The sequence below is a fragment of the Amycolatopsis xylanica genome (genome assembly GCF_900107045.1).
Taxonomy (GTDB): Bacteria; Actinomycetota; Actinomycetes; order Mycobacteriales; family Pseudonocardiaceae; genus Amycolatopsis; species Amycolatopsis xylanica.
This window is the reverse complement of sequence record NZ_FNON01000001.1, coordinates 789478-812151: the sequence shown is the minus strand read 5'-3', so window position 1 is coordinate 812151 and position 22674 is coordinate 789478. Positions and strand designations below refer to the sequence as shown.

Here is a 22674-nt window from a genome sequence, read left to right as displayed (position 1 = left end):
GCACCATGACGCGCCCCGTAGGCGAACGCATCGAGGAACTGCTGAGCGGCTTGCGCTCCGGACCGGCCCGTGAACAGGCCGAGGAGATCGTGCGGCTGCTCATGGGTTTGTACGGCGACGGGCTCACCCGTCTGCTCGCGATACTCCGCGAGCGCGACCCGACGCTGATCGACGCCTTGGTGCGGGACGAGCTTCTCGAAGACCTCCTGCTACTCCACGATCTGCACCCGCTCGACGCCGACGCCCGGATCCGCGCGCTGGTCGAGCGGGTCGCCGGGGTCGGCTACGACGGCATCGGCCCCGACGGCGTGGTGCGGCTGCGGGTCGACCTCGACGGCTGCCCGGCCACGACCGTCCCGGTCCGCAAGCGGCTCGAAGCCGCCATCCGCGACGCCGCGCCGGAGGTCACCGCGGTCGAGTTCACCGGCAGGCCGTCCGGGCTGCTGCATATCGGCATGGGGCCGCCGTCGTGATCGAGATCTGCGAACTCTGCGGCACCCCGGTCGGTGCCAAGCACGCGCACGTCGCCGACACCGGCGGGCGCCGCCTGCTGTGCGCCTGCCGCGCCTGCTTCCTCGCGTTCACCCACGACTCCCGCTATCGCGCGGTCCCCGAGCGCTACCTGTGGGATCCCGGCCGCCCGATCACCGGCATCGATTGGGAGCTGCTCGACACCCCGGCGGCGTCCGCGTTCTTCCTGCGCCGCGGCTTTCAGGTCACCGGCTTCTACCCGAGCCCGGCAGGCGCGACCGAATGCCTGCTGAGTCCCGGGTTCTGGGGCAGGCTGACCGTCCGGCACCCACTGGTGACCGCGGCCGAACCGGACGTCGAGGCGATACTCCTGCACAAGACCGCGCGCGGCACCGACTGCTTCCTGGTGCCCATCGACATGTGCTACCGGCTGGTCGGAACTGTCCGGCGGCACTGGACGGGCCTCGACGGCGGCCGCCGCATGCGTGCGCGGGTCGACGAGCTGTTCGCCGAGATCAAGGGCCGGGCACGCCCGGTGTGATGTTCCGGAACGCCGCGACGGCCGCCGCACCCAGCAGAGCGGCGGCCAGCCCGGCCGAAACCCGGAAGCCCGTCTCGAACCCGGTCGCCGAGACCAGCACCCCGAAGACCGCGACACCGAGCACGCCGCCCGCCTGCCTGCACGAACTCAGCAGGCCGGACACCACGCCCGCCCGCTCGGCGGCGACCGATTCGAGCAGCGCGGTCATCATGGGCGGCGAGGCGAGGCCGCCACCGACACCGATCGGCACCATCGCCAGCAGGAGCAGCCAGGTCGGCCCGTGCGCCCCGACCAGCAGGACGCCCAGGAACCCCGTCGCTTCGAGCAGCTGGGCGCCCGCCATCGGCAGGCGCGGCCCGATCAGCGCGGTGAGCTTGCCGCCGGCGATGTTCGACGCGAGCACCACGGCCGTCAGCGGCAGGAACGACAGCCCGGTCATCAGCGGTGACCAGCCGCGTTCCTGCTGGAAGACGATCGAGAAGACGAACATGATGCCGTAGTAGGCGAAGTTCAGCGCGAAGCCGGTCGACAGGCACGAGACGAACACGCGCGACCGCAGCTCACGCAGGTCGACCCGGGTGAACCACAGCGCGGCGGCGACCGCCACGAGCAGCGGGACGTACACCGCGGGCGAGGTCAGGCCCATCGGCGCGATCTCGATGACAGCGAACGTGAACGCGGTGAGCGCGACGACGGCCGCGATCTGCCCGCGCAGATCGATCGGCGAGCGCTGCCGGGTGGACCGGTCCGCCCGCGAGAGCCCCAAGATCGCCAGCAACGCGAACGGGACGTTGACGAAGAAGATCGCCTCCCAGCCGAACCGCGCGGTCAGGAAACCGCCCGCGAGGGGACCTGCCGCGACGGCCGCGCCACCACCCGCGGCCCAGATGGCGATCGCCTTGGCGCGGGCGGCGGGATCCGGCAGTGACTGGCGCAGCAACGCGAGCGAGGCGGGCAGTACCGCAGCGGCCGCCGCGCCCTGCAGCACCCGCGCGACGATCAGGAATCCGGTGTCAGAAGCGAACCCGCAGGCCGCCGAGGCGGCCGAGAACGCCAGCAGGCCGTAGCCGAACACACGGGTCGCGCCGACGCGGTCGGAGACGGAACCCGCCGTGAGCAGCAGGCCCGCGAACGCGAGCGTGTACCCGGCCACCACCCATTGCAGGCCGGACACGCCCGCGCCCAGCCGCTCGCCGATCACCGGCAGCGCGACGGTCACGATGGTCGCGTCCAGGTTGATCAGGAAGAAGCCGAGACAGGACGCCAGCACGACGATCCTCGACCGGCGCGTGTCCGTGACGACTGTGGTCATGGCGGCCACCCCTCGATCTCGACCCGGTTGTCGTGGAAGACCGCGCCACGCCCCAAATCGGCGTCGCGTTCGTCCACAGTGGAATTGACGGTCGCGCCGCCGGTCAGCTTCGACCAGTGCCCCTTGGTCGTGGCCGCGACGCCGGGCCGCACCACGTCGGTGACGCGGACCAGCGCGGCGAAGGAACCGCGGTCGTTGAACACCCGCGCTCGCTGACCGTCGGCGAGCCCGCGAGCGGCGGCGTCCTCGGGGTGCAGGGCGACGCTCGGCGGGCCCGCGCGGCGGGCCAGCGCGGGGCGGTTGGCGAAGATCGTGTTCATGAAATAGTGCGACGCCGTCGACACGAGGACGAGCGGAAACCGCCGTGCCAGCTCTGGGTCTTCGACTTCCTTAGCCGGGGTGTACCCCGCCACCTGGCCGTCGGAGACGAACTCCAGACGGCCCGATGGTGTCGGAAAGCCTTGGCGGAAGCGGATTTCATCGGCCGGGTAGTTCAGCCGAACCCAGCCCTCCGCACGCAGCCGGTCGAGCGTGATGCCGGACAACGACGGATGTCCGGAGCCCAGCAGTTGCGCGGCGAGTTCCTCGTCGGAGTCGTACAGGCTCGGCTCGGTCAGTCCCATCCGGCGGGCGAGCCTGCGGAACAGCTCGGTCGCGGACACGCACTCGCCCGGCGGTGGCACGGCCGGTTCGTTCCAGCCGAGGTAGAGGTGGCCGTAGCCGGTGTGCACGTCCAGGTGCTCGGTCTGCATGGTCGACGGGAGCACAATGTCCGCGTAGTCGGCGGTGTCGGTCGGGAATTGGTCGAACACCACGGTGAACAGGTCCTCGCGGGCCAGGCCGCGCCGCACGGCGTTCTGGTCCGGCGCGCTCGCCGCCGGGTTCGCGCCGTAGACGAACAGGCACTTCACCGGCGGGTCGGCAACGTCGAGCAGGCCTTCGGCAAGGCGGGTCATCGCCAGGCGGCGCGCCGGTTCCGGCCGCAGGTCGTCGCGGCGCAGCGCCGCGAAGTCGCCGCCGAAGGAGCCGCCGGTCGAGTACGACAGTCCGCCGCCGAGGTACTGCCAGTCCCCCGTCACCCCGGCCATACAGGCGAGCAACCGCAACGCCGCGCCGCCGCCCGCGTGCCGCTGCATTCCCATCCCCGCGCGGATCGCGGTCGGCCGGGTGCGGGCCAGGCGCTCGCCCAGCGCGAGAAGCTGCCACTCGGGCACCCCGGTGATGGCCGCCGCCTTGTCCGGCGGGAATTCCAGGATCCGCTGCCGGAATTCGTCCCAGCCCAAGGTGTGTTCAGCGAGGTAAGCGCGGTCCTCCAGGCCGAGCGTGAGCACGACGTGGAGCAGGCCCAACGCCAGCGCGCCATCGGTGCCCGGGATCAGCGCGCAGTGCTCGTCGGCCTGCTTGGCGGTCCTCGTCAGCACGGGGTCGATCGCGACGACGTGAGCGCCGCTCTCCTGCGCCTGCTTGATGAAACGCCAGAGGTGATGCCCGGTCGAGAGCGTGTTCGCGCCCCACAGCAGGATCAGTTTCGCGTGCGCGAGCGACTCGGGGTCGATCCCCTGTTTCGCGCCGGTGGCGAGCCGTACGCCGCCCGTGCCCGCGACCGAGCAGATCGACATGAGTTGCTCGGACGCGCCCAGCACGTTCCACAGCCGGGCGCCCGCCGGTCCGCGCATGCCTTGCAGGTGACCGAGGTTCCCGGTGCCCCAGTACGGCCAGATCGCTTCTCCGCCCCAGGTCGCGCGGATGGCGCCGAGGCGCTCGGCGATCTCGCCGAGCGCCTCGTCCCAGGTGACGCGTTCGAAGGCGCCCGAGCCCTTGGGGCCGGTCCGGCGCAGCGGATACAGCAGGCGGTCCGGCGCTCGGGTGTGGTCGAGGTACTGGTTCACCTTGACGCACAGCGTGCCGTGGGTGAACGGGTGATCCCGGCGGCCCCGAAGCCGCGTGGCGACGCCGTTCTCGACGGTCACCGTCCAGCTGCAGCCGTCCGGGCAGTCCAGCGGGCACACCCCGGGTACCGTCTCAGTATTCATTGCCGCGTAACCGTTTCCGAACGAGGTCAAGTTCTTCGGCGAACGCGATCGTCTCTGCTGGTTCCATTGTGGACGGAAGTTTCACGTACCGCTCGGCGGCTTCGAGCACGTGGTCGGAGTACGTCGCGCGACCACGGCGGTCGACGGCCACGCCGTCCAGCGCGCCCCAGGTCAGCTGCCACGCGACGGCGTCCGCCTCACTCACGCCGGGCGGAAGGTCCAGCTCGATCCGGCCCTGCTCCAGCAGCACCGGATAACCGCCGGGCAGCCCCAGCGGTCCGGGCACGTGTGTCCTTATTGGACCTTCGCGTAGCAGATCCCTGACGAGCAGTGCGGCAGTGTGCCCGGTCAGATCGTTGAGCATCGGCCGTTCACAGGCTCGCAAGGGAGCGAGACGGTCCCGCACGTCGGTGACTTCGTCCGCCCCGATCCACATCCGCGCCTCGTCCCGGGGTGGTGTCGACAGGTGGTAGTGGTGCGCGAGCATCCTGATGTCCCCGCCTGCGGACGCGGCCAGGGTGGCGATATTCCCGGCGCCGCAATGGATCGGCAGGCTGAGCGCGGCCAGCACCGGGTTCACCGCGTCCGGGAAGGCCGCGTTCACGAACAGCGCGTCGCCGGCGATACGGGACATCCGCGCGGCGAAAGCGGCGTGGAACGGCAGCGCCAGCGCGATCCCGCAGGCCTTGATCAGGTCGGTCCACGCGGACGGGCGGACACGCGCCTCCGCCGACGAATGCGTCGACGAGCAGTTGAGCACGACCTCGGCGCCCGCCACCACCGTGTCCAGCGGGTGCGCGGTGAACCGCGCCTGCCCGCCGAGCAGCGCGGACCGGCGGGTCGCGATGTGCGCCATGGTCGCCAGCGGCCCGGAGGACCTGGCGAGCAGGTGCACGTCGACCGGCTCGGTGAGGACGTCGGCGAGCGAGTACACGACGGCCCGCGCCAGCGACCCGCTCCCGATGACGGCCACGGTCCTCGGCACCGGCCTCACCCGGCTTCGGCCGCGTGACGCACCACTTGGTAGAAGTCCTCGACCCCGTCGATCCGCACGCTGTCGGCCGGGCTCAGCACCCGGTAGTCGTCCTCGCCGTAGCTGCCCGACGCGTGCACGAGGATCTCGCGATCGGCGACGACACCCCGCTCGATGCCGTTCAGCACCCCGGTCAGCGCCATGACCAGGCTCCACTCCCGCAGCCTGCGCGGATCGGCTGGCAGCGAGACGGAAGTCGCGAGCAGGTCCCGGATCTGGTTGTACCGCTGGAGACACTCGTACAGCGAGACGACGATCCCGCCACCGCCGTTCTCCCTGATGACCTTGTTGATCCGCGGCGAGGTGACCGGCGTGCGCGAGTAGAACGTGGCGTCGAGGTGCTCCTCGGGGTCGAACGTGACCGCGGGGAAGTGCGGGTCCTCGTCCTGCCGGTAGAGCCCGTCGGCACCCCGCCGGTACTTCGGCACCAGGTCCATGTCGAACGAGTCGTGGTAGAGCCCGAGCACCATGTCCGGCGTGCCGAGGTGCTGGACCAGCAGCAGCTGCAGCGCGGGCAGCTCGACGCCCGCCTTGGCCAATTCGCGGTGCCCGAACTGCAGCCCGAGCAGGCCGAGCGCGCTGGACACGGCGTGCGCGTGCAGCCGTCCCCGGCCGGTCGCGGGCATCAGGTCGTGCTCGGCGAGCGCCCTGACCATGTCCGCGACCATGTAGTTGCGCAGTTCGAGCGTGTGCCAGAGCCGAATTCCGTAGCGCTCATGGAACTCGTCGGTGTGCCGCGCCATGAACTCCGCGATCATGAGCTTCACGTGCACCGGGACCTCACACGGCAGCACGGCCATCGGGTTGAGCTCCCGCAGCCGCGGATCGTCGCTGAGCCCGGACGACCACAGCTTGTGCCGTGACGCCTCGGGGACCGCGGTCGCGATCTGCAGCTCGGTGTCCCCGACGAGCCCGACCGAAACCGCACGCTCGACGGCGTTGCGCAGCGCCGTCGCCTTGTTGCCCGAGGACGGGCTGATGATGAACACGCGCTCGCCGGTGGTCCGGATGTGGTTGACCGCGCGCGCGACGTTGATCATCGAGCCGAAAGTTTTGGTCGTCCGTGTGCCCGGATTGCTCATCAGGTTGAGCAAATGCAGCGAGCAGCCGCCGTGCTCGCCGAGTTCGGTGATCCCGATCCCGGACGGCTGAAGGAACTTCTCCATGGTCGAGTCGAGCACGGGCAGGTCGAAGTCGGGCAGGAAGTTCTCCGAAGGCACGAACTCGTCCGACCGCTGGTACGCGTTCATGGCGCGCTTAAGAACGTCGTAGTAGTGCGCGAGCGCGTTGTCGAGGTGGGTCACGGAAGCCTCCGGTGGTCGAGCGCGGCCCAGAAACCGTGCAGCCAAGCCACGATCTCCCGCATGACGACGTCGTTGTTGTCCGGGCGCAGCGCCGAGAACTGGTAGGTGCCCCGGGCGGCGGCCGCCGGTCCGAGCACGGTGATGCTGCCGTGGCCGACCGGCCGCGACCGCTCGTCGAGGTCGAGGAAGCCGGGCACGAAGTCCGCCTGGCCCGGCGTCGTGTTGCGCCACAGGCGGACCACGTCGCGGCCGATGAGGTTGCGGTAGAGTGGCCGGATGTCCCGCGCCGGGTCGAAGGCGTGCACGCGGGCGTCGAGCAGCACGTCGAGTTCGGCGTTCAGGCCGGTCACCGGCCCGTGCAGGACGAAACTCCGGTCCGAGAACGCGATCTTCGCGCGCGGTCCGGCTGAGAGGTCCAGCACGCCGTGTTCGGCCAGCGCGAGGATCTTCGCCATGACCTCCGGCGCGGCGCCGCCGGAGACCTTGTTCTGGCACCGCCGGTGATACTCGAGGAACCGCCGATGTGAGTCGGCGGTCAGGCCGCCGCCGTCGACCGCGTGGCTGAGGACGCCGCGCAGGTCGCGCCAGACCCCGTCCACACTGGCCTTGAACGAGTTCGCGACGTTGCCCTGCACCGCCCAGTCCAGATCACGGCGCAGGAAATCCAGGTAGGTCAAGCGAAACTCGGACCGGGTCATCCCGGCCGAGGTGTCGATCGGGGCGAGAATCGTCCGCCAGTCGAACCGCTTGAGCATCGGCTCGGGGACCAGTTGCTTCGGCAGCGTCGCGACGACCGCCTCGACCCCCGGCAGCAGGCGCTCGACCTCGCCGGGCTCGATCGGCAGCGTGAGGAAACGTTCGTAGTCTTCGTGAACGCTCTCGACGATCAAGTCGCCCGCCACGGGCCCGAACAGCGTGCGGTAGTGCAGGTACGCCATCTCGAGCAGGATCAGCGGCATCACGTGAGCGTCGAAGTCCAGGCGCGGGCGGTCGTCCCCGGCGTCGGTGCCCGAGGACTTCCTGATCTTGTCGATCGCGGTCTTGGTCAGGAAGCGGCCCTGATGCGGCCGGTCCTTGCGGTTGATCGGCCTGGTGTAAGGGAAAACGCCGCTCGGGCTGAACGCGAGGATCATCGCGGGCTCCGAGCCGCTCGCCTGGTAGCGCAGGCGGTCGTCGTCGAGGAGGAACTGGCCGCCGCGGCCCTCGGTCAGGTAGAGGATCTGGTCGATCGCCGTCAGCCCGAGCCCGGCGCAGCCGACCGTCGAGCCGGGGCGGGGGTCCTCCAGGGAAAGGGCTTCCTGCAACGGATACGCGCTCGGCATGTACACCGCGCCGGTGCGCCTGGCGAAGGCCAGGTACTCCCCCGGCCCGTCCTCGTCCGAGTAGTCGTTGCTGGAGTGCCCGGTGATCAGCAGCACCTGATCGGCCGTGTGGTGCGAGCCCGAGGCCGACACGACCTCCCAGCGGCCGTCGGCCGGAACGAGGTCGGTGACCTCCTCGGCGTGCAGCACCACGCTGACGCCCTTGCCGCGAAGTTCGCCGGCGTAGGCGTCGAACATCTCGCGCAGCGCTTGCCCGTGCTGATGCCTTTTCGGCGCGTCGGCCGGTTCCAGGTCGAACGTCGTGTCGCCGGTCGTGGCGAACCGCTCCCGGCACCAGTCGTACAGCGTCGGGCGGTCGTCCCGGATCGGCTCGGCGTCGGTCACCGACGGGTCGGCCGCGAAGCCGACCTGATGCGCGGCGCGGTTGAGGTAGCTCGTGAATGGCTGGCTCGCGCTGTGCACCTGCCCGGCGCCGAAGTCCCCGCCGTCGTCGTACACGTGGACGGCGAGCCGGCGGCCGCCGAGCCGGTCGATGGTCGCGGACAACCGTTCCAGCGCGTAGGTCGACCGGGGCCCGCCGCCCACGATGGCCAGGCAGAACTCGCCCGCCGTCATGCCCGTGCCGCTCTGGCGAACCGCGCGGCGGCCTCGGGCGGGGTGAGCGCGGGACGGCCCAGCTTCGGGTCGGAGCCCGGCCGGATCCGCACCCGGATGAAATGCGGGCCCGGATCCGCCTGCGCGCGCCGCACCGCCGCGCCCAGCTCGGCCATACCGCTGACGTCGACGTGGCTGCGGTACCCGCACGCGGCGGCGATCCCGGCGAAGTCCACCCCGGCCGAGTGTGTGAGCTGCCCACCGGTTGATTCGTAGGCTTCGTTGTCCAGCACCACATGGGTGAACCGCGTCGCCGCGCTGCGCCCGATGGTCGCCATGGCTTCCATGCGCATCAGCACGGCGCCGTCGCCGTCGATCACCGTCACGAAGCGGTCCGGCGCGTTCAGGGCGACGCCCAGCCCGACGCTGGCGGCGCAGCCCATCGAGCCGACCACGTACAGGTTCCCGTCGCGGTCCCAGTCCCGTTCCAGTTCACGCGCGGTCTTGCCGGTGGTCGCGACCAGCAGCGTGGCGGGGTCAGAGGCCTGGACGGTCGCGGCGATCGCTTCGGCACGCAGCGCGAGGCCGTCGTCGGCGCGCGGCTCAGCAGGCAGCGGCGCCAGCGTTCCCTTGGGGACGATGAAAGCGAACGACTTTCCGGTTTTCAGGTGCTCAGCCGATGTGGACAACGCGGCGGGTAGGTCGGCGAGGTTCGCGGGGAACAGCTCGGACCGGATCTCCATGGCCGCCAGCAGGTCCGGGGTGATCCGGCCCATCAGCTCGTGCTGCGGTTCGTCCGGGTGACCCGGCCTGCCCCGCCAGGTGATCAGCAGCAGCACCGGGATCCGCAACGTGTGGCACAGCGAGGTGAGCGGGTTCACCCCGTTGCCCAGCCCCGAATTCTGCAAGATCACCACGGGCAGCCGACCGGCAAGCCGGGCACCGGCCGCCAGCGCGACGGCCTCGCCCTCATTGCCCGCGGCCTGGTACAGCCCGGGATGCTGGTCCTGGAGGACCTGGATCAGCGGCCCGAGGAACGAGCAGGGAACGCCGTAGAACGGCCCGAATCCGGCCCCTAGCAGCGCGTCCGCGACCGCGACCGCCGCGAGGGGCTCGGCGGGCGCGCGCAGTGTCGCCGAGGTCATCAAGCCACCCCCTCGACCGGACCCCGCTCCGCCACGAACCGGCGCTCGGCCTCGATGAACTGCCGCATGCCCTGCAGGTCGAAAACGGTGCTGAGCGGCGAAATCCGGTCCTCGATCCCGGTGGTGCGGCCGTCGCGGAGGATGGTGTCGAACGCCGAGGTGATCGCGGTGATCGCGGCGCGCAGGCCGTGGTTGGCGTAGATGACCAGCTTGGCGCCCGCGTCGGACAGCTCGTCCGCGGTGACCGTGTGATAGGTCGTCGGGACCACGGCGACCGGGACCGGCCGTCGCCACCGCTGCAGGAACTCCAGCACCGGCTGCGGCGACTTGCCCTTGTCGTGGATCAGCACCATGTCGGCGCCCGCCTCCGCGTAGGCCTCGCCGCGGCGCAACGCCTCGTCCAGGCCCCAGCCCGCGACCAGCGCCTCCAGTCGGGCGATCACGACCAGGTCGGGCCGTGACTGCGCGGCCTTCGCGGCGGCGATCTTGTTGCAGAAGTCCTCGGCCGGGAGCAGCGTCTGCCTGCCGGGGACGAAGCTGTTGACCTTCGGGAAGGTCTTGTCCTCGATGCAGACCGCGGCGACGCCCGCCGCCTCGTACCGGCGGACCAGGTGCATCACGTTGCTGGCGTTGCCATAGCCCGCGTCGCAGTCGGCGATCACCGGCACCGAGACGGCCGCGGCCATCGACTGGGCCACCGCGAGCAGCTCGGTCATCGTGAGGATGTCGGCATCCGGAAGCCCCTGCGACGCCGAGATCTCCAAGCCGCTCGACCAGACCGCGTCGAACCCCGCGCGCTCGGCCAGCCGGGCCCCCAGCGGGTTGTGCGCGCCGGCGGCCCGCACCGGACCCGGCCGGTCGAGCAGCTCACGCAACGCAGGTGAGAAAGCGTCCATCGCGCAGATTCCTTCCACAGAGCCGTGAAAGGAAATCCTCCTGTGACCGCGTGCGGGCAGCCAGTCACCGTTTCCGGATCTTGGGTGTGTGTTTCACATGCCCCGCGGGTGATCAGGTCGCGTTCTGCGCACCGGGCCCGCTCCGGTTACGGTCTGATCATGCGAGTACTCGTAGCCGGCGCCTCGGGTTTCGTGGGCGGCAGGCTCTGTCCCGCGCTGGAAGAGGCCGGCCACGAAGTCCTCGCGATGACCCGCAACCCCGGCCGCTACACGGGCGCGGGCCAGGCCGTCCACGGCGACGTCTCGGACCCCGCCTCGCTGCGCGCGGCTTTCGCGGACGCCGACGCGGCCTACTACCTGGTCCATTCACTCGACAGCACTGACTTCCAGCGCCGCGACGCCGAAGCGGCCCGAGCCTTCGCGGGCGCGGCCGCCGAAGCGGGCCTCTCGCAGATCATCTACCTCGGCGGACTCGGCGACGACACCGACGAACTGTCCGACCACCTGGCGAGCCGCCGCGAAGTCGAGCGGATCCTCGCCTCGACCAGCGTGCCGGTCACGGTGCTCCGCGCGGGCATCATCATCGGCCACGGCGGCATTTCCTGGGAGCTGACCCGCCAGCTCGTCGAGCACCTCCCCGCGATGATCACCCCGCGCTGGGTCTCCACCCGCACCCAGCCGATCGCCGTCGCGGACGTGATCCGCTACCTGGTCGGAGTACTCGGCCACCCCGAAGCCACCGGCCGCACCTTCGACATCGGCGGCCCCGAGGTGCTCGCCTACCGCGACATGCTCCAGCGCGTCGCCGACCTCGAGGGCAGGCACCTCCTGATCGTCGGCGTCCCGCTGCTCTCCCCCAGGCTGTCGTCGTACTGGCTCGCGCTGGTCACCGACATCGACACCCGCACCGGCCGCGCGCTCATCGACTCGATGACCAACGAGGTCGTCGTCCGCGACGCCTCCATCCGCTCCCTGATCGAGTTCGACCCCATGGGCTACGACGACGCCGTCCTCCAAGCACTCGCCGAACGGTCCGCATGAAGCGCGGCCTCCTGGCGGGCGTGACCGTGACCGGCGCGCTCCTGCTCGGCAAATCCCTCGCGAGCAAACCCGCCTCACCCCAGTTCTACGGCCTCACCGGCGCGGTCGCGGCCACCTGGCTGGCGGGCGCGTCCGCGGCGGGCCCGATCCCCCGCGGACAACGTGGCATTCTTGCGCCCGCTGTGACAGGCGCGGGCGCGTTCGCGGTCTTCTACGGCGGCGCGCTCGTGGCCCGGCGCATCCCCGTGCTGCGCCGGGCGATCGCGGGGGTGCTCAGCTACGCCCACCGGGGTTCCACGGCCTCGGTCGTCCTGACGACCCTGGCCAACGGCGCGGCCGAGGAGATCTTCTTCCGCGGCGCGCTGTACTCGGCGGCGGGCGCTCACCCGGTCCGCACGTCGACCGCGATCTACGTGCTGACCACGACGGCGACCCGGAACCCGGCGCTGGTGCTCGCCTCGGCCGTGATGGGGACCCTGTTCGGGGTGCAGCGGCGACGTTCGGGCGGCGTCCAGGCGCCACTGGTGACGCACGTGGTCTGGTCTTCGCTGATGCTCGCCTTCATGCCCCGCCTTTTCGTCGAGGAGTCGTGAGTGTTCCGGCCGGTTCTAACCGGCCTAAACACTCACGACCCCTGGCACACTCGCTGCCATGAACGGCGAAGTGATCATCTTGACCGGCCCACCCGCCTCCGGAAAGACCACGGTTGCGGACCTGCTGGCATCGACCGCCAGTACCCCGACGGTCCACCTCACAACGGACCAGTTCTACCGCGCGATCAAGACCGGCTTCATACCCCCGTACCTGCCGGAGTCACAGCAGCAGAACGAGGTCGTAGTCGACGCGATCGTCGCGACCGTCAGCACCTTCTCTCGCGGAGGCTACGACGTCGTGGTCGATGGCATCGTCGGCCCGTGGTTCCTGCCGCCGTTTCGCAAGGCCTTGGAGAACCTCTCGTACGTCGTGCTCCGCCCCTCGCTCCCGACCACGCTGGCACGCGCGAAGGAGCGCGTCGGCGACGAACTCAAGGACGTCGACGCGATCACCGGTTTGCACGGCGCGTTCGCCGACCTCGGCGATTTCGAACCCCACGCCATCGACACCGGTCATCTCGACGCGGAGCAGACGGCCGCCGAAGTCCGGTGCCTCCTGGCAGCCGGTGACCATCGGCTCGACTGAGCGGCCAAACCGTCCCGCAGCGCGGGGGGAATCCAGCCGCCCAAAGCCCAGATACCCCGTTCGCCGGTCGGTCTTGCTCCGCCCCAGCGTGTTACGCATGTGAAAAATCGGGTTTAGGCCGTTGCATAGCCAAAAGATCGCCCCTGGCCAACGGCCGCAACCTGAGCCAGCCTTGGTGAAGGCCCCCTTACAAGCCTTGTTGGCGCATAGCTCTATCAGCGCTTGCGTGTACCCGGTGCGTACTGGTATCGCTCGAAAGCCCCCGCATTCGCGACGGGGCCCCTTTCGCCAAACCCTGACCCAAACGTGGCAGCCCATACGTCCCAGATCACTTTATGTGTGTCTCTTGACGTGAGACACACACAGAGCACCCGACCGCAGTTACAAGTGGTGCACACCCCGCCCCGGCTGGTAGCCTCGTGGGGGCTGGGTGGACCCGATTTGCGAGTGCCACTTAATCCGACAGCCAGGTGTTTTGATGTGCTTGGCGCTACGCGGCTCCACGAATTGGAGTCCTCCCAAGGGGTGGCGCGGCAGGGTAGGTGTGTCTGTGTTGCGCTTGCGCTCAACCTGATTGGCAGTCACACCTTGGGATGACACGCCGGACAGGTATGCGCACCTTGGTTGCTGTCATCAGCAGTTCTTTGTCAGGCGCACCATGGCTTGTGTTGCCAATGATTGCGCTACTATTTGCGTTCATTCTGCGTCTCGTCCGCCTTGTTCTGACTAAGCGACGCCCCGGCGAGGATCTCGTCATCCGACTTCCGTTCGTGCGGATTGAGTCACGGGGCGGGCTACCTAAGCCAGCGAGGGAACACCGCGATCCTTCGGATGGCACCTTGCCAAAGCAGGATTAGCAGCCTCGATAGCTGCTGCCCGGGCGCCTACCGAGCGCACCGGGCACGCTGCTTTGAAGCCGTAGCGACCACAGGCTTGGCGCATGGGTTTGCACGTGTTCGATGGACGGGGTAACGCGCAGGGCGTCGATGTTCGTACTTAAGGCGGCACAGATAGTGCCGCCAATGCTGGAAGATCAGCCGATCGTACCCATCTTCGGTCTTGGTTCGGTGGCACAGCACAGAGCACCTGCCCAGCACTTCGCGTCCACGCTGCTCGAAGGCAGTCCAACGTGTCGTGGCGTTTCCATGAAACATGGTCCGCGACAGAGAAGGTCGTTCACCAAGGATCCGGATCCGGGCGAGCATCGCGCCAAGCGGTCTCGAAGACGGCCGCCTCCATCTCCATGGCAGCATACTGCGGGTCGTACAGATCGAAAGGCGGATTGAACGGCCAGTCCTCGGTTTTGAGCGCCGGGCCATCGGCGGGCACCTCGATCTGGCGGAGTCGCCGCCCGTCCGCGCCGAGCTCCATCAGCCAAGTGCCGTCCTCATCGGCCATCCGGAGGTAAATCGGGCTCCGCCCCGCGGTCGCCCCGAAATCCGGGTGCTTGCGTTGCTCGACGCGCTCATCGCGCATCCTGTCGAGCGGCGCGGGCAGTGGCCCGCTCAGGTCGACCTCCTCGAGATTCCAGCCGTCCGCTCGCTGGAGCAGCTCGGCGTCGGACACCACCTCGACGTCGGACAAGGTCAGCGTGATCTCCTCGGGTGATCCCGCGGTGATCCACCACCACAGGCCGCCCATCCCGTAGTCGTGCGAGACCAGGTAGCGAGTCATGCACGACAGGGTAGGGGCGGGCGGGTCCCGTACGCCTGGCGGCGCATCCGGCGGGACCCGCCCGCGTTTTCCTCCCTCAGCGACGGCCCGTCACGCCGCGCGCCACAGCGCGGGGACGGCGGGCGGTTCCCATCCCGGCTGGGCGGTGTGCCCCTGCAGGCACACGTAACCGCGGCCGTCGTAAGTGACCTGGGCGCCGGCGGCGTAATTGGTGCCCACCGTCCAGGTCGTCCCCCCGGGCGGGGTGGAGGTCGTGGGCCTCGTGGTGGTCGAACTGGGCGGGGCGGTGGTGGTCGTCGGGGTCTGCGGGACGTTGAGCACGAAGTCGAACGCGGCTTCGCGGGTGCCGCCCGAGTCACGGACCGTCATCAGCAGGCGGGGGTCGAAGATCGTGTCGGTGTTGTTGCGCGGCTCGTTGGGGAAGTACAGCTGCGTGGTGAGGATCGGCCGCCCCGGCGCCTGGACCTTCACGTGGATGTGGCGGGTGCGGCCCGGGTACAGGCCGGGCACGATCGTCGTCAGCTTGAAGGCGCCGTTGGCGTCGGTGTACTGGTGACCGCGGAAGGTGTAGCCGACGTTGTCGTACGCGCCGTTGACGTCGGCCTGCCAGAAGTCGAGGAGCGCCCGTGCCACCGGGCGGCAGGCGAGCCCGAAGACGTAGCCGCTCACGACCAGGCGGGTGCCCGGGCCGGTGAGCGTGGTGCGCTCGGGGGAATTCGGCTTGAAATAAGGACCTTCGGTCTGGGCGATCGTCGGCTCGTCGCCATCGTGGCATTCCGGGGTGAGCTCGGGGACCTGCCCGCTCGCGACGGTGGTGCGAGCGAGCGCGGGCCCGCCGAGCAGGGCGACCGGGGCCGCGACACCGGCGGCCAGCGCGGCGCGCAGCAGTGTCTTGCGGCTGAGCTTGCTGTCTTCGTCCATTTGTCTGCTCCTCGTGGGGGATGCAGTCGACGTTAGGGACAAGATCAGCCACCGGCGATGGACTCAGCCCGTCATTCGTGGTGAAACTCTGGGGTCACGTCACCGGTCCGGCGAAAGTCGCCCGGGCTCAATCCGGTCTCCCGCCGGAAGAACCGGCAGAAGTACGCCGGGTCCGCGAAACCGACCCGGCTCGCCACCTGCCGGACGGTCAGATCCGTGCCCAGCAGGAACCGTTTCGCCTCGCGCGTGCGCGCCTCCCTGACCAAATGCGCGGCCGTCCGGCCGGTCGCGGCCTTCACCGCTTCGGCCAGATAGCCGGGACTGACGCCGATGCGTTCGGCGTGCGCGCGCACCGACCACAAGCCCAGGTCGGACCTGGCGGCCAGCCGCGCGAACTCCGCCGCCACCGCGTTCGCCCGTGCGGGCGGACGCGGCTCCGGCGTTCCCGGCTGCCTGCCCGCCCGCACGATCAGCACGTGCAACAACGAGCGCACCACCGATTCCGAACCTGGCCCGCCGAGCCGGAACTCCTCTTCCAGCTCGGCGATCAGGCGTGCGGTGCGCTCGTACGATCGGTCGTCGAGCGGCTGGCACGGCCGTTCGCTCAGCCGCCGCAGCAACTCCCGGTCGGCCGGATGGTCGAGCAGGAAGTCGTCGGTGAACAGCAGCACCGACCCGGTCAGCTGAAGCACGTCCCAGTGGTGCACCTGGCCGGGCGCGATCACCGCCAGCTGCGGCGGCCGCAGCTCCCAGCGGGTGAAGTCGACGACGTGCGCGCCGGTGCCACCGGTGACGAACACGATCTCGTGGAACGTGTGCCGGTGCGGGAACGTGGCCCGCGACAGCGGCCCGATCGCGTCGAACGTGCCGACCGCGAACGGCAGCGCGTCCTGGGCCGTCAGCTCCAGCCGGTGCAAGGGCAGCTCCCCCGGCTTCGACACCTCGCAAGCCGTTCCCGGCAACACCGTGGTACCGCGCATGAAAGAAAAGTCTAGACCAATATGCGCGGTCGTGCGGTCACAGCGCCTGGCTCTTGACCACCCGTCTCGCCGCCGCGAACAGCATGCCGATGTTCACCGATTTGGGGCATACCACGACGACCACCACATCCGCGTTATGGTTGTTACGGATGAACAAGTGCGTCAAATTGGCACTGTTGACCAAAATCTCCTGGAAATAGTGCTCGGCGCTGCTGATGCCCCGGCGCTCCTTGAAGATGTTCTCGATCATCACCACCGTGCGCCCCTGGAACAGGTCGAGGGTCGCGCCGGCGAGCAGGTCGAGCACCTCCGTCGGATGGTTGTCGGTCGTTTCGACGGCCAGCAGCATGCCGGTCGCCAGGTCGACCACGCCCGACGCCAGGCAGTCGGGCACCTCCTGCCGCATCTGCTTGACCATGACGGTCATCTGGTCCGACATGTTCTGGCTCTTGCCCAGCATGTCCATGCTCCTTCTTTCCGATCTTCGGTGGTGGTCAGTCGGGTTCCCGCGCCTCGTCTTCCGGTCCGGCGCGGATGCGATTGAGCAGCCGGGGCAGCACTTGCCAGCCGTACGCGCGAGCCGCACGCGGCACCGGCGACGGACGGGGTTCACGCCGAGGCAACGGTTTCGCCGGCTCATCGCCGGCGCCGGGCTCGGCGGCGGGCGCCAGCGGCCGCAAGGACGCGTCCGGGTGCGCCGTGACGACCGGCCGTTTGGCGACGACCTCGATCAGCCCGTCACCGATCATCCTCGCGACCTCGACCACCACCGGGAACACGTTGCGCCCCATCCGGAACGCGATGTCCCTGGCACACCGCCTGCCGTCGGCATTGGTGAAGATGTCGCGCCGGGCGGCGCTCGGCATGTCCTCCGCCGCCGCGCCCGCCACCCGCGCGAGCTGGTCGCGGTGCGGCGAAACCGGGGCCTCCAGCGAAGCGAGCGCCGCCTCTCTCCGCGCGGTCTCGCTCAGCAGCTCGTCGGTCTCCAGCCCGGAAGCGATCGGAAGCAGCACGTCGAACGGGTTCCGGTCGAGCGCGTACTCCTCGATGGTGCCCGCCACGATGACGAAGGCGCTGTCCTGGGTGGCCATCGTGGCGACCAGCTGCAGTTCGGCGCAGCCGACCCCGGAGCGGATGAGCAGCTCGTCGCTCGGGTACGGACCGCTGGGACCGACCCGCAGCGCGGCCGACCAGTCCTCTTCGCTCAACCGGCCGGAGCGCAGCAGCAGCACGTCGAGTCCTGGCGCGCCAGGACTTTCGACCGCCACCACCAGCCCGTCGCGCAGGTGCACCACGCCACCGGGACTGCCCGCCAGATAGAGCGCACCGGTGACCTGGTGGTCCCGGCACTCGGTCAAAGCCTGCGCGAGCACGTCGAAAGAAGATCCCGCACGGGTACCGCTCACTGCTCTCCCTGGCTGTCCCGAAAGGCCGAAGACGGTCGATGATCGCCGTTCCGTGTTCGTGAAGGCGCCGACTCTATGGCATCGGGACGGGCATTCCCAGGCGTGTCCCCCATTTCCCGCAGTACTCGAAAGTCAGGAACGAACAGTGGGCCGCTGTCGTCACCAGCGGCCGTTTTCCCGCTAGTGTCCTGTGATCCTGCTGCCTTGCGGCGCTGTGGATCCACGTGGTTCCTGGCGGTGCCGGGGAAAATCCCTCGTACCGGGTTGTACTCGGGGTTTTCCCCGGTGCCGCCAGGGGCCGCGTGGGCCGCAGCGGCGTAAGGCAAGTGGGATCACAGGACACTAGGCCAAGCTGTTGGAGCTGATCACTCCGGCGTACCAGTGCGCGCTCCGCTTCGGCGTCCGGCGTTGTGTCGGATAGTCGACATGGATCAAGCCGAAACGCTTGGCATATCCTTCTGCCCATTCGAAATTGTCGAGAAGTGACCAATAGAAATAACCGCGCAGATCGGCGCCCGCTCGAATGGCCTCGTGCGCGGCACGCAGATGCGCCTCGAGGAACGCGACGCGGTCACTGTCCACAACGGCCCCGTCCACACCGACGACGTCCGGATACGCCGCGCCGTTTTCGGTGATATAGAGCGGAATCGGCCGGTAATCACGGCGAACCCGCAGCAGCGCATCGGTCAGCCCGGCCGGCTGCACCTCCCAGCCGGAGTCCGTGCGCGCGGCGGCCGGATCGGGCACGAAGTGCACATCCCGCGCGCCGACCCATTCCGGCCCGGCCGGTTCGCTGCCCGCGACCGGTGTGGCCGAGACCCGGTAGTCGCGGTAGTAGTTCACGCCCAGCCAGTCGATGGGCGCCCCGATGACCGCCTCGTCGCCGTCACGCACGACGTCGTCCAGCGCGAGGTCGGCGACCAGGTCCTTCGGGTACCGGCCGCGCAGCACCGGATCGAGGAACAGCCGGTTCTGCAGGCCGTCCACCCGGCGTGCCGCGTCGGCGTCGGCCACGGGGTCGTGTGCGGTGACCGGATACAGGTTGAGTGTGACACCGGCCGGAGTGTCCACTGTGTACTTACGGATCACCTCCATCGCGAGCCCGTGCCCCAGCAGGAGATGATGCGCGGCGGCGACGGCGGCCGCGTGGTCGGTCCGGCCGGGCGCGTGCACCCCGCCCGCGTAGCCGAGCATCGCGGCGCACCACGGCTCGTTCAGCGTCGACCAGCTGGCCACGCGGTCGCCGAGCCGTTCGAGCACGGTCTCGGTGTACTCGGCGAACCGGAACGCGGTGTCCCGCGCCACCCAGCCGCCGTCGTCCTCCAGCGCCTGCGGCAGATCCCAGTGGTACAGCGTCGCCCACGGCTGGATCCCGGCTTCGAGCAGACGGTCGACCAGACGGTCGTAGAACGCCAGCCCCGCCGGGTTCGGGCGGCCGCCGCTCGGCCGGATCCGGGGCCATGCCAAGGAAAACCGGTACGCACCAAGACCGAGATGGCGCATCAGCTCCACGTCTTCGCCGTAGCGGCGGTAATGGTCGGCCGCCGGGTCGCCGGTGTCCCCGCCGACGACCGCGCCGGGGCGGCGGGCGAACACGTCCCACACCGAGTCGGTGCGGCCGTCGAGGCTGGTGGCACCTTCCACCTGGAACGCCGCGGTGGCGGCGCCCCAGACGAAACCGGGCGGAAACTCCAACATGGTCACCCTTTCACGGCACCTTGCATGATCCCGGCCACGATCTGGCGGCCGAGCAGGACGAAGACGATGAGGATCGGGATGGTCGCCAGCGTCGTGCCGGCGAGCACCAGTGAGTAGTCGACGTAGTAGCCGCTCTGCAGCTTTTCCAGCGCCACCTGCACGGTCGGGTTGCCCGCGTCGAGCACGACCAGCGGCCACAGGAAGTCGTTCCACGAGGTCATGAACGTGAACATGGCGAGGATCGCGGCGGCCGGGCGCACCGCGGGCAGGCAGACGTTCCAGAAGATCCGGATCATGCTGCAGCCGTCCATCCGCGCCGCCTCGATCAGCTCGTACGGCAGCGCGTCCACTGTGTACTGACGCATCCAGAACACGCCGAACGCCGTCACCAGGTTGGGCACGATCACCGCCTGCAGCCCGCCCGCCCAGCCGAGCTCCGACATCGCGATGAACAACGGGATGATGCCCAGCTGGGTCGGCACGGCCAGCGTCACCACGATGAACACGAACAGCCCGTTCCGGCCGCGGAACCTGAGCTTGGCGAACGCGAACCCGGCCAGCGACGAGAACAGCACGGTGGTGAGCGTGACCGTGCCGGACACCAGCAGGCTGTTGCCCAGCGCCTTCCAGAACGGCACGGTGTCGAACACCCGCGCCGCGTTGGCGAAGAAGTTGCCGCCCGGCAGGAACGGCGGGACGCGTTCGGTGAGCATCCCGTTGTCGCGGCTCGCGACCAGGAACGACCAGTAGAACGGGAACAGCGAACCGAGCACGAAGATCGCGAGCACCCAGTACGTGGCCTTGCGTGGCTTGGTCATTTCCCCTTCACCCCCGCGATCCGGCCGGTGAGGAAGAAGTTCCCCAGCGCGATGACCACGATCAGCACGAACAGCACCCAGGCGATCGCCGAGGCGTAGCCGAGGTCGTAGTTCTCGAACGCGGACTGGTAGAGATACAGCGTCACCGTCTGGAACTGGTTCGTGGAGCCGCCGTTGTTCGAGCCGGGCATGGCGTCGAACAACTTGGGCTCGGTGAAGATCTGCAGCCCGCCGATCGTCGAGGTGATGGTGACGAAGATCAGCGTCGGCTTCAGCAGCGGCAGCGTGACGCTGGTGAACCGCCGCCAGGTCCCGGCGCCGTCGATCAGCGCGGCCTCGTGCAGCTCGCGCGGTATGGCCTGCATCGCGGCCAGCACGATCAGCGCGTTGTAGCCGGTCCAGCGCCAGTTCACCATGATCGCGATCGCGACATGGCTGCCGAACCGGCTCGCCTGCCAGTCGACCGGATCCAGGCCTATGGTCTGCAGCAGCCCGTTGACCAGGCCGTACTTCGGGCCGAACAGGTTCGCGAAGATGATCCCGATGGCGACCAGGCCCGCCGCGTACGGCAGCAGGATGCCGATCCGCCAGCCGGTCGCGCCGCGCAGCCTGCCGCCGAGCAGCGCGGCCAGCCCCGTCGCGATGATCAGCTGCGGGACGCTGGAGAGCAGGAAGATGCTGCCCGTGTTCCCCAGCGCGTTCCAGAACTGGCCGTCGGCGAAGAGCTCCTTGTAGTTGTCCAAGCCGATGAAGTCGGGATGGTCGCCGCCCGCCTCCCATTTGAACAGCGACACGTAAGCCGTGTACAGCAACGGGAACAGCCCGACGAGTCCGAAAAGGACGAAGAACGGCGCGATGTAGAGATACGGCGAGACCTTCACGTCCCACCGGCTCAGCCGCTGCCGGAAGGTGAGCCGGGGAGACACCCGCTCCCCGGCCCGCACGGCGTTGTCGATGACCGCCATCGGCTCAGCGCGTGATCTTCTTCGCGGCGTCGACCAGCTGCTGCCAGCCGTCGGCGGCGGGCTTGCCCTGCTCGACCGCCTGCAGCGCCGGGCTGGACGCGTTCTCCTGGATCTGGCCGTCGCCTGGGCCCTTGTACTGCGGCTTGTTGACCTTCTTCGCCTGCTCGGCGAACAGCGCGCCGATCTTCGCGTCACCGAAGTAGGCGTCGGTCTGGCTCAGCAGCGCCGGGTCGGTCAGCGCCTGGACCTGGCTCGGGAAGTTGCCCTTGGCCTGGAACGCCTTGATCTGCTGTTCGGGCGCGGTCAGCCAGGCGGCGAGTTCGGCGGCCTCCTTCGGGTGCTTCGACTGCGTCGGCACCGTCAGATACGAGCCACCCCAGTTGCCGCCCCCGCCGGGGAAGGCCGCGGTGACGGCCCACTTGCCCGCGTTCTCCGGGCCCGCGTGCTCCTTGATCACGCCGAGCATCCAGGCCGGGCACACCTTCGTCGCGAACGCGCCCTGCTTGAAGCCGGAATTCCACTCGTTGCTGAACGCCGTCAGCTTGGCCGACTGGCCCTTGGCGACCGCGGCGGTGACCTTCGCCCACGCGTCCCTGATGCCCTGGTTGCCTTCGACCGCCAGCTTGTCATCCTTGCCGATATAGCCGTCCGGCAGCTGGTTGACCATGGCGTTGAAGTTCTGCGCGGCCGAGTCGAACCACGCCTTCCCGCCGCTCTTCGACACGTACTGCGCGCCAGCCTCGAAGTAGCTGTCCCAGGTCGCGAAGAGCGGCTTGACCGCTTCAGGGTCGGACGGGAGGCCCGCCGCCGCGAGCAGGTCCTTGCGGTAGCACATGGCGAGCGGGCCGATGTCGGTCCCGTAGCCGATGACCTTGCCGTCCTTGGTCTTGGCGGCGTCGTACTTCCACGGCAGCCAGCGGTCGGCCGACGCGCTCGCGGGCCCGATCTTGGTCAGGTCGTTGAACTTCGAGCCCTTGTCGAGCACGTCGGAGAGGTGCCCCTCCTCGACCGCGGTGACGTCGGCCAGGCCGGAGCCCGCGGCCAGCTTGGTGATCAGGTCCTGGTGGTACGGGCCGCCCTGGCCGGTCTTGCGATGGGTGATCCTGATGTTCGGGTGGAGCTTCTGGTACTCCTCGACGAGCGCCTCGTAGCCGAACTCGGTGAACGTCGCCAGCGTCAGCTCGACCTGCTCACCCGGCCCGGCCGCGGCGGGCGTGTCCTGCTTGCCGTCGCCGCCGCAGGCCGAGGCGGTGATCGCCGTCAGCGCGATGCCCACTGCCAACACCAGGCCGTTCCGGATGGTTCTCACGTATTCCAACCCCTTTGCCGGAAATCGTTTCT

21 protein-coding genes are annotated in these 22674 nt (G+C 69.3%); 5 read left to right on the top strand and 16 right to left on the bottom strand.

Annotated features, from left to right (window positions below; translation table 11 throughout):
• The first annotated feature begins 5 nt into the window (after nucleotides 1-5).
• Complete coding sequence (locus tag BLV57_RS03500) at nucleotides 6-473, top strand: hypothetical protein (protein WP_091287851.1); 468 nt, start codon at nucleotides 6-8, stop codon at nucleotides 471-473.
• Nucleotides 470-1012, top strand: a complete 543-nt coding sequence (locus BLV57_RS03495) for a DUF5947 family protein (RefSeq protein ID WP_091286476.1) — start codon at nucleotides 470-472, stop codon at nucleotides 1010-1012. The genes BLV57_RS03500 and BLV57_RS03495 overlap by 4 nt, the downstream gene beginning before the upstream one ends.
• Here BLV57_RS03495 and BLV57_RS03490 read toward each other — a convergent pair.
• Genes BLV57_RS03490 through BLV57_RS03460 form a run of 7 tightly spaced genes read right to left on the bottom strand, consistent with a single transcriptional unit; the run spans nucleotide 987 to nucleotide 10651 of the window.
• Nucleotides 987-2324, bottom strand: a complete 1338-nt coding sequence (locus BLV57_RS03490; RefSeq protein WP_218134579.1) for an MFS transporter — start codon at nucleotides 2322-2324, stop codon at nucleotides 987-989. The genes BLV57_RS03495 and BLV57_RS03490 overlap by 26 nt on opposite strands.
• Nucleotides 2321-4357: a molybdopterin-containing oxidoreductase family protein gene (locus BLV57_RS03485; protein ID WP_091286474.1), complete on the bottom strand. Its 2037-nt coding sequence runs from the start codon at nucleotides 4355-4357 to the stop codon at nucleotides 2321-2323. Before BLV57_RS03485 ends, BLV57_RS03490 begins: the two co-directional genes overlap by 4 nt.
• Nucleotides 4347-5342 carry a hypothetical protein gene (locus BLV57_RS03480; protein ID WP_143046966.1) on the bottom strand — a complete coding sequence of 332 codons (996 nt, stop codon included), beginning with the start codon at nucleotides 5340-5342 and terminating at the stop codon, nucleotides 4347-4349. Before BLV57_RS03480 ends, BLV57_RS03485 begins: the two co-directional genes overlap by 11 nt.
• A 5-nt stretch (nucleotides 5343-5347) precedes the next feature.
• Nucleotides 5348-6694 (bottom strand): DUF6002 family protein, encoded by a 1347-nt coding sequence (locus tag BLV57_RS03475; protein WP_091286469.1) that lies wholly within the window; start codon nucleotides 6692-6694, stop codon nucleotides 5348-5350.
• The gene (locus BLV57_RS03470; RefSeq protein WP_091286466.1) at nucleotides 6691-8631 is read right to left on the bottom strand and encodes an FAD/NAD(P)-binding protein; all 1941 of its coding nucleotides are present in this window, start codon (nucleotides 8629-8631) and stop codon (nucleotides 6691-6693) included. The genes BLV57_RS03475 and BLV57_RS03470 overlap by 4 nt, the downstream gene beginning before the upstream one ends.
• Nucleotides 8628-9755 carry a phosphonopyruvate decarboxylase gene (gene aepY / locus BLV57_RS03465; protein WP_091286463.1) on the bottom strand — a complete coding sequence of 376 codons (1128 nt, stop codon included), beginning with the start codon at nucleotides 9753-9755 and terminating at the stop codon, nucleotides 8628-8630. The genes BLV57_RS03470 and aepY overlap by 4 nt, the downstream gene beginning before the upstream one ends.
• A complete protein-coding gene (locus BLV57_RS03460; RefSeq protein WP_091286460.1) occupies nucleotides 9755-10651 on the bottom strand; it encodes an isocitrate lyase/phosphoenolpyruvate mutase family protein in 897 nt (298 codons plus the stop codon). Before BLV57_RS03460 ends, aepY begins: the two co-directional genes overlap by 1 nt.
• Nucleotides 10652-10810: 159 nt before the next feature.
• On the opposite strand from BLV57_RS03460, the gene BLV57_RS03455 reads away from it, so the two are divergent.
• The 3 genes from BLV57_RS03455 to BLV57_RS03445 are packed head-to-tail and all read left to right on the top strand — an operon-like array spanning nucleotide 10811 to nucleotide 12871.
• Complete coding sequence (locus BLV57_RS03455; protein WP_091286457.1) at nucleotides 10811-11692, top strand: NAD(P)H-binding protein; 882 nt, start codon at nucleotides 10811-10813, stop codon at nucleotides 11690-11692.
• The gene (locus tag BLV57_RS03450) at nucleotides 11689-12285 is read left to right on the top strand and encodes a CPBP family intramembrane glutamic endopeptidase (protein ID WP_091286454.1); all 597 of its coding nucleotides are present in this window, start codon (nucleotides 11689-11691) and stop codon (nucleotides 12283-12285) included. The genes BLV57_RS03455 and BLV57_RS03450 overlap by 4 nt, the downstream gene beginning before the upstream one ends.
• 58 nt (nucleotides 12286-12343) lie before the next feature.
• On the top strand, nucleotides 12344-12871 hold the full coding sequence (locus tag BLV57_RS03445) for a phosphotransferase-like protein (protein WP_091286452.1): 528 nt from the start codon (nucleotides 12344-12346) through the stop codon (nucleotides 12869-12871).
• Between the two features lie 1176 nt (nucleotides 12872-14047).
• Here the strand turns inward: BLV57_RS03445 and BLV57_RS03440 are convergent.
• From BLV57_RS03440 to BLV57_RS03400, 9 genes are all read right to left on the bottom strand, one after another.
• On the bottom strand, nucleotides 14048-14545 hold the full coding sequence (locus tag BLV57_RS03440; protein WP_218134574.1) for a hypothetical protein: 498 nt from the start codon (nucleotides 14543-14545) through the stop codon (nucleotides 14048-14050).
• Nucleotides 14546-14635: 90 nt separating this feature from the next.
• Nucleotides 14636-15466, bottom strand: a complete 831-nt coding sequence (locus BLV57_RS03435) for a dioxygenase family protein (RefSeq protein WP_091286450.1) — start codon at nucleotides 15464-15466, stop codon at nucleotides 14636-14638.
• A 71-nt stretch (nucleotides 15467-15537) separates the two neighbouring features.
• Nucleotides 15538-16446, bottom strand: a complete 909-nt coding sequence (locus BLV57_RS03430; protein WP_176968480.1) for a helix-turn-helix transcriptional regulator — start codon at nucleotides 16444-16446, stop codon at nucleotides 15538-15540.
• Nucleotides 16447-16483: 37 nt separating this feature from the next.
• Nucleotides 16484-16906 carry a hypothetical protein gene (locus BLV57_RS03425; RefSeq protein ID WP_091286447.1) on the bottom strand — a complete coding sequence of 141 codons (423 nt, stop codon included), beginning with the start codon at nucleotides 16904-16906 and terminating at the stop codon, nucleotides 16484-16486.
• A 34-nt stretch (nucleotides 16907-16940) separates the two neighbouring features.
• Nucleotides 16941-17852 (bottom strand): MarR family transcriptional regulator, encoded by a 912-nt coding sequence (locus BLV57_RS03420; RefSeq protein ID WP_143046965.1) that lies wholly within the window; start codon nucleotides 17850-17852, stop codon nucleotides 16941-16943.
• 342 nt (nucleotides 17853-18194) lie between these two features.
• The gene (locus BLV57_RS03415) at nucleotides 18195-19550 is read right to left on the bottom strand and encodes a GH1 family beta-glucosidase (RefSeq protein WP_176968479.1); all 1356 of its coding nucleotides are present in this window, start codon (nucleotides 19548-19550) and stop codon (nucleotides 18195-18197) included.
• Nucleotides 19551-19552: 2 nt separating this feature from the next.
• Nucleotides 19553-20368, bottom strand: a complete 816-nt coding sequence (locus BLV57_RS03410) for a carbohydrate ABC transporter permease (protein WP_091286443.1) — start codon at nucleotides 20366-20368, stop codon at nucleotides 19553-19555.
• A complete protein-coding gene (locus tag BLV57_RS03405) occupies nucleotides 20365-21333 on the bottom strand; it encodes a carbohydrate ABC transporter permease (protein WP_091286440.1) in 969 nt (322 codons plus the stop codon). Before BLV57_RS03405 ends, BLV57_RS03410 begins: the two co-directional genes overlap by 4 nt.
• Nucleotides 21334-21337: 4 nt before the next feature.
• Nucleotides 21338-22642, bottom strand: a complete 1305-nt coding sequence (locus BLV57_RS03400; protein WP_091287846.1) for an ABC transporter substrate-binding protein — start codon at nucleotides 22640-22642, stop codon at nucleotides 21338-21340.
• Nucleotides 22643-22674 lie beyond the last annotated feature (32 nt).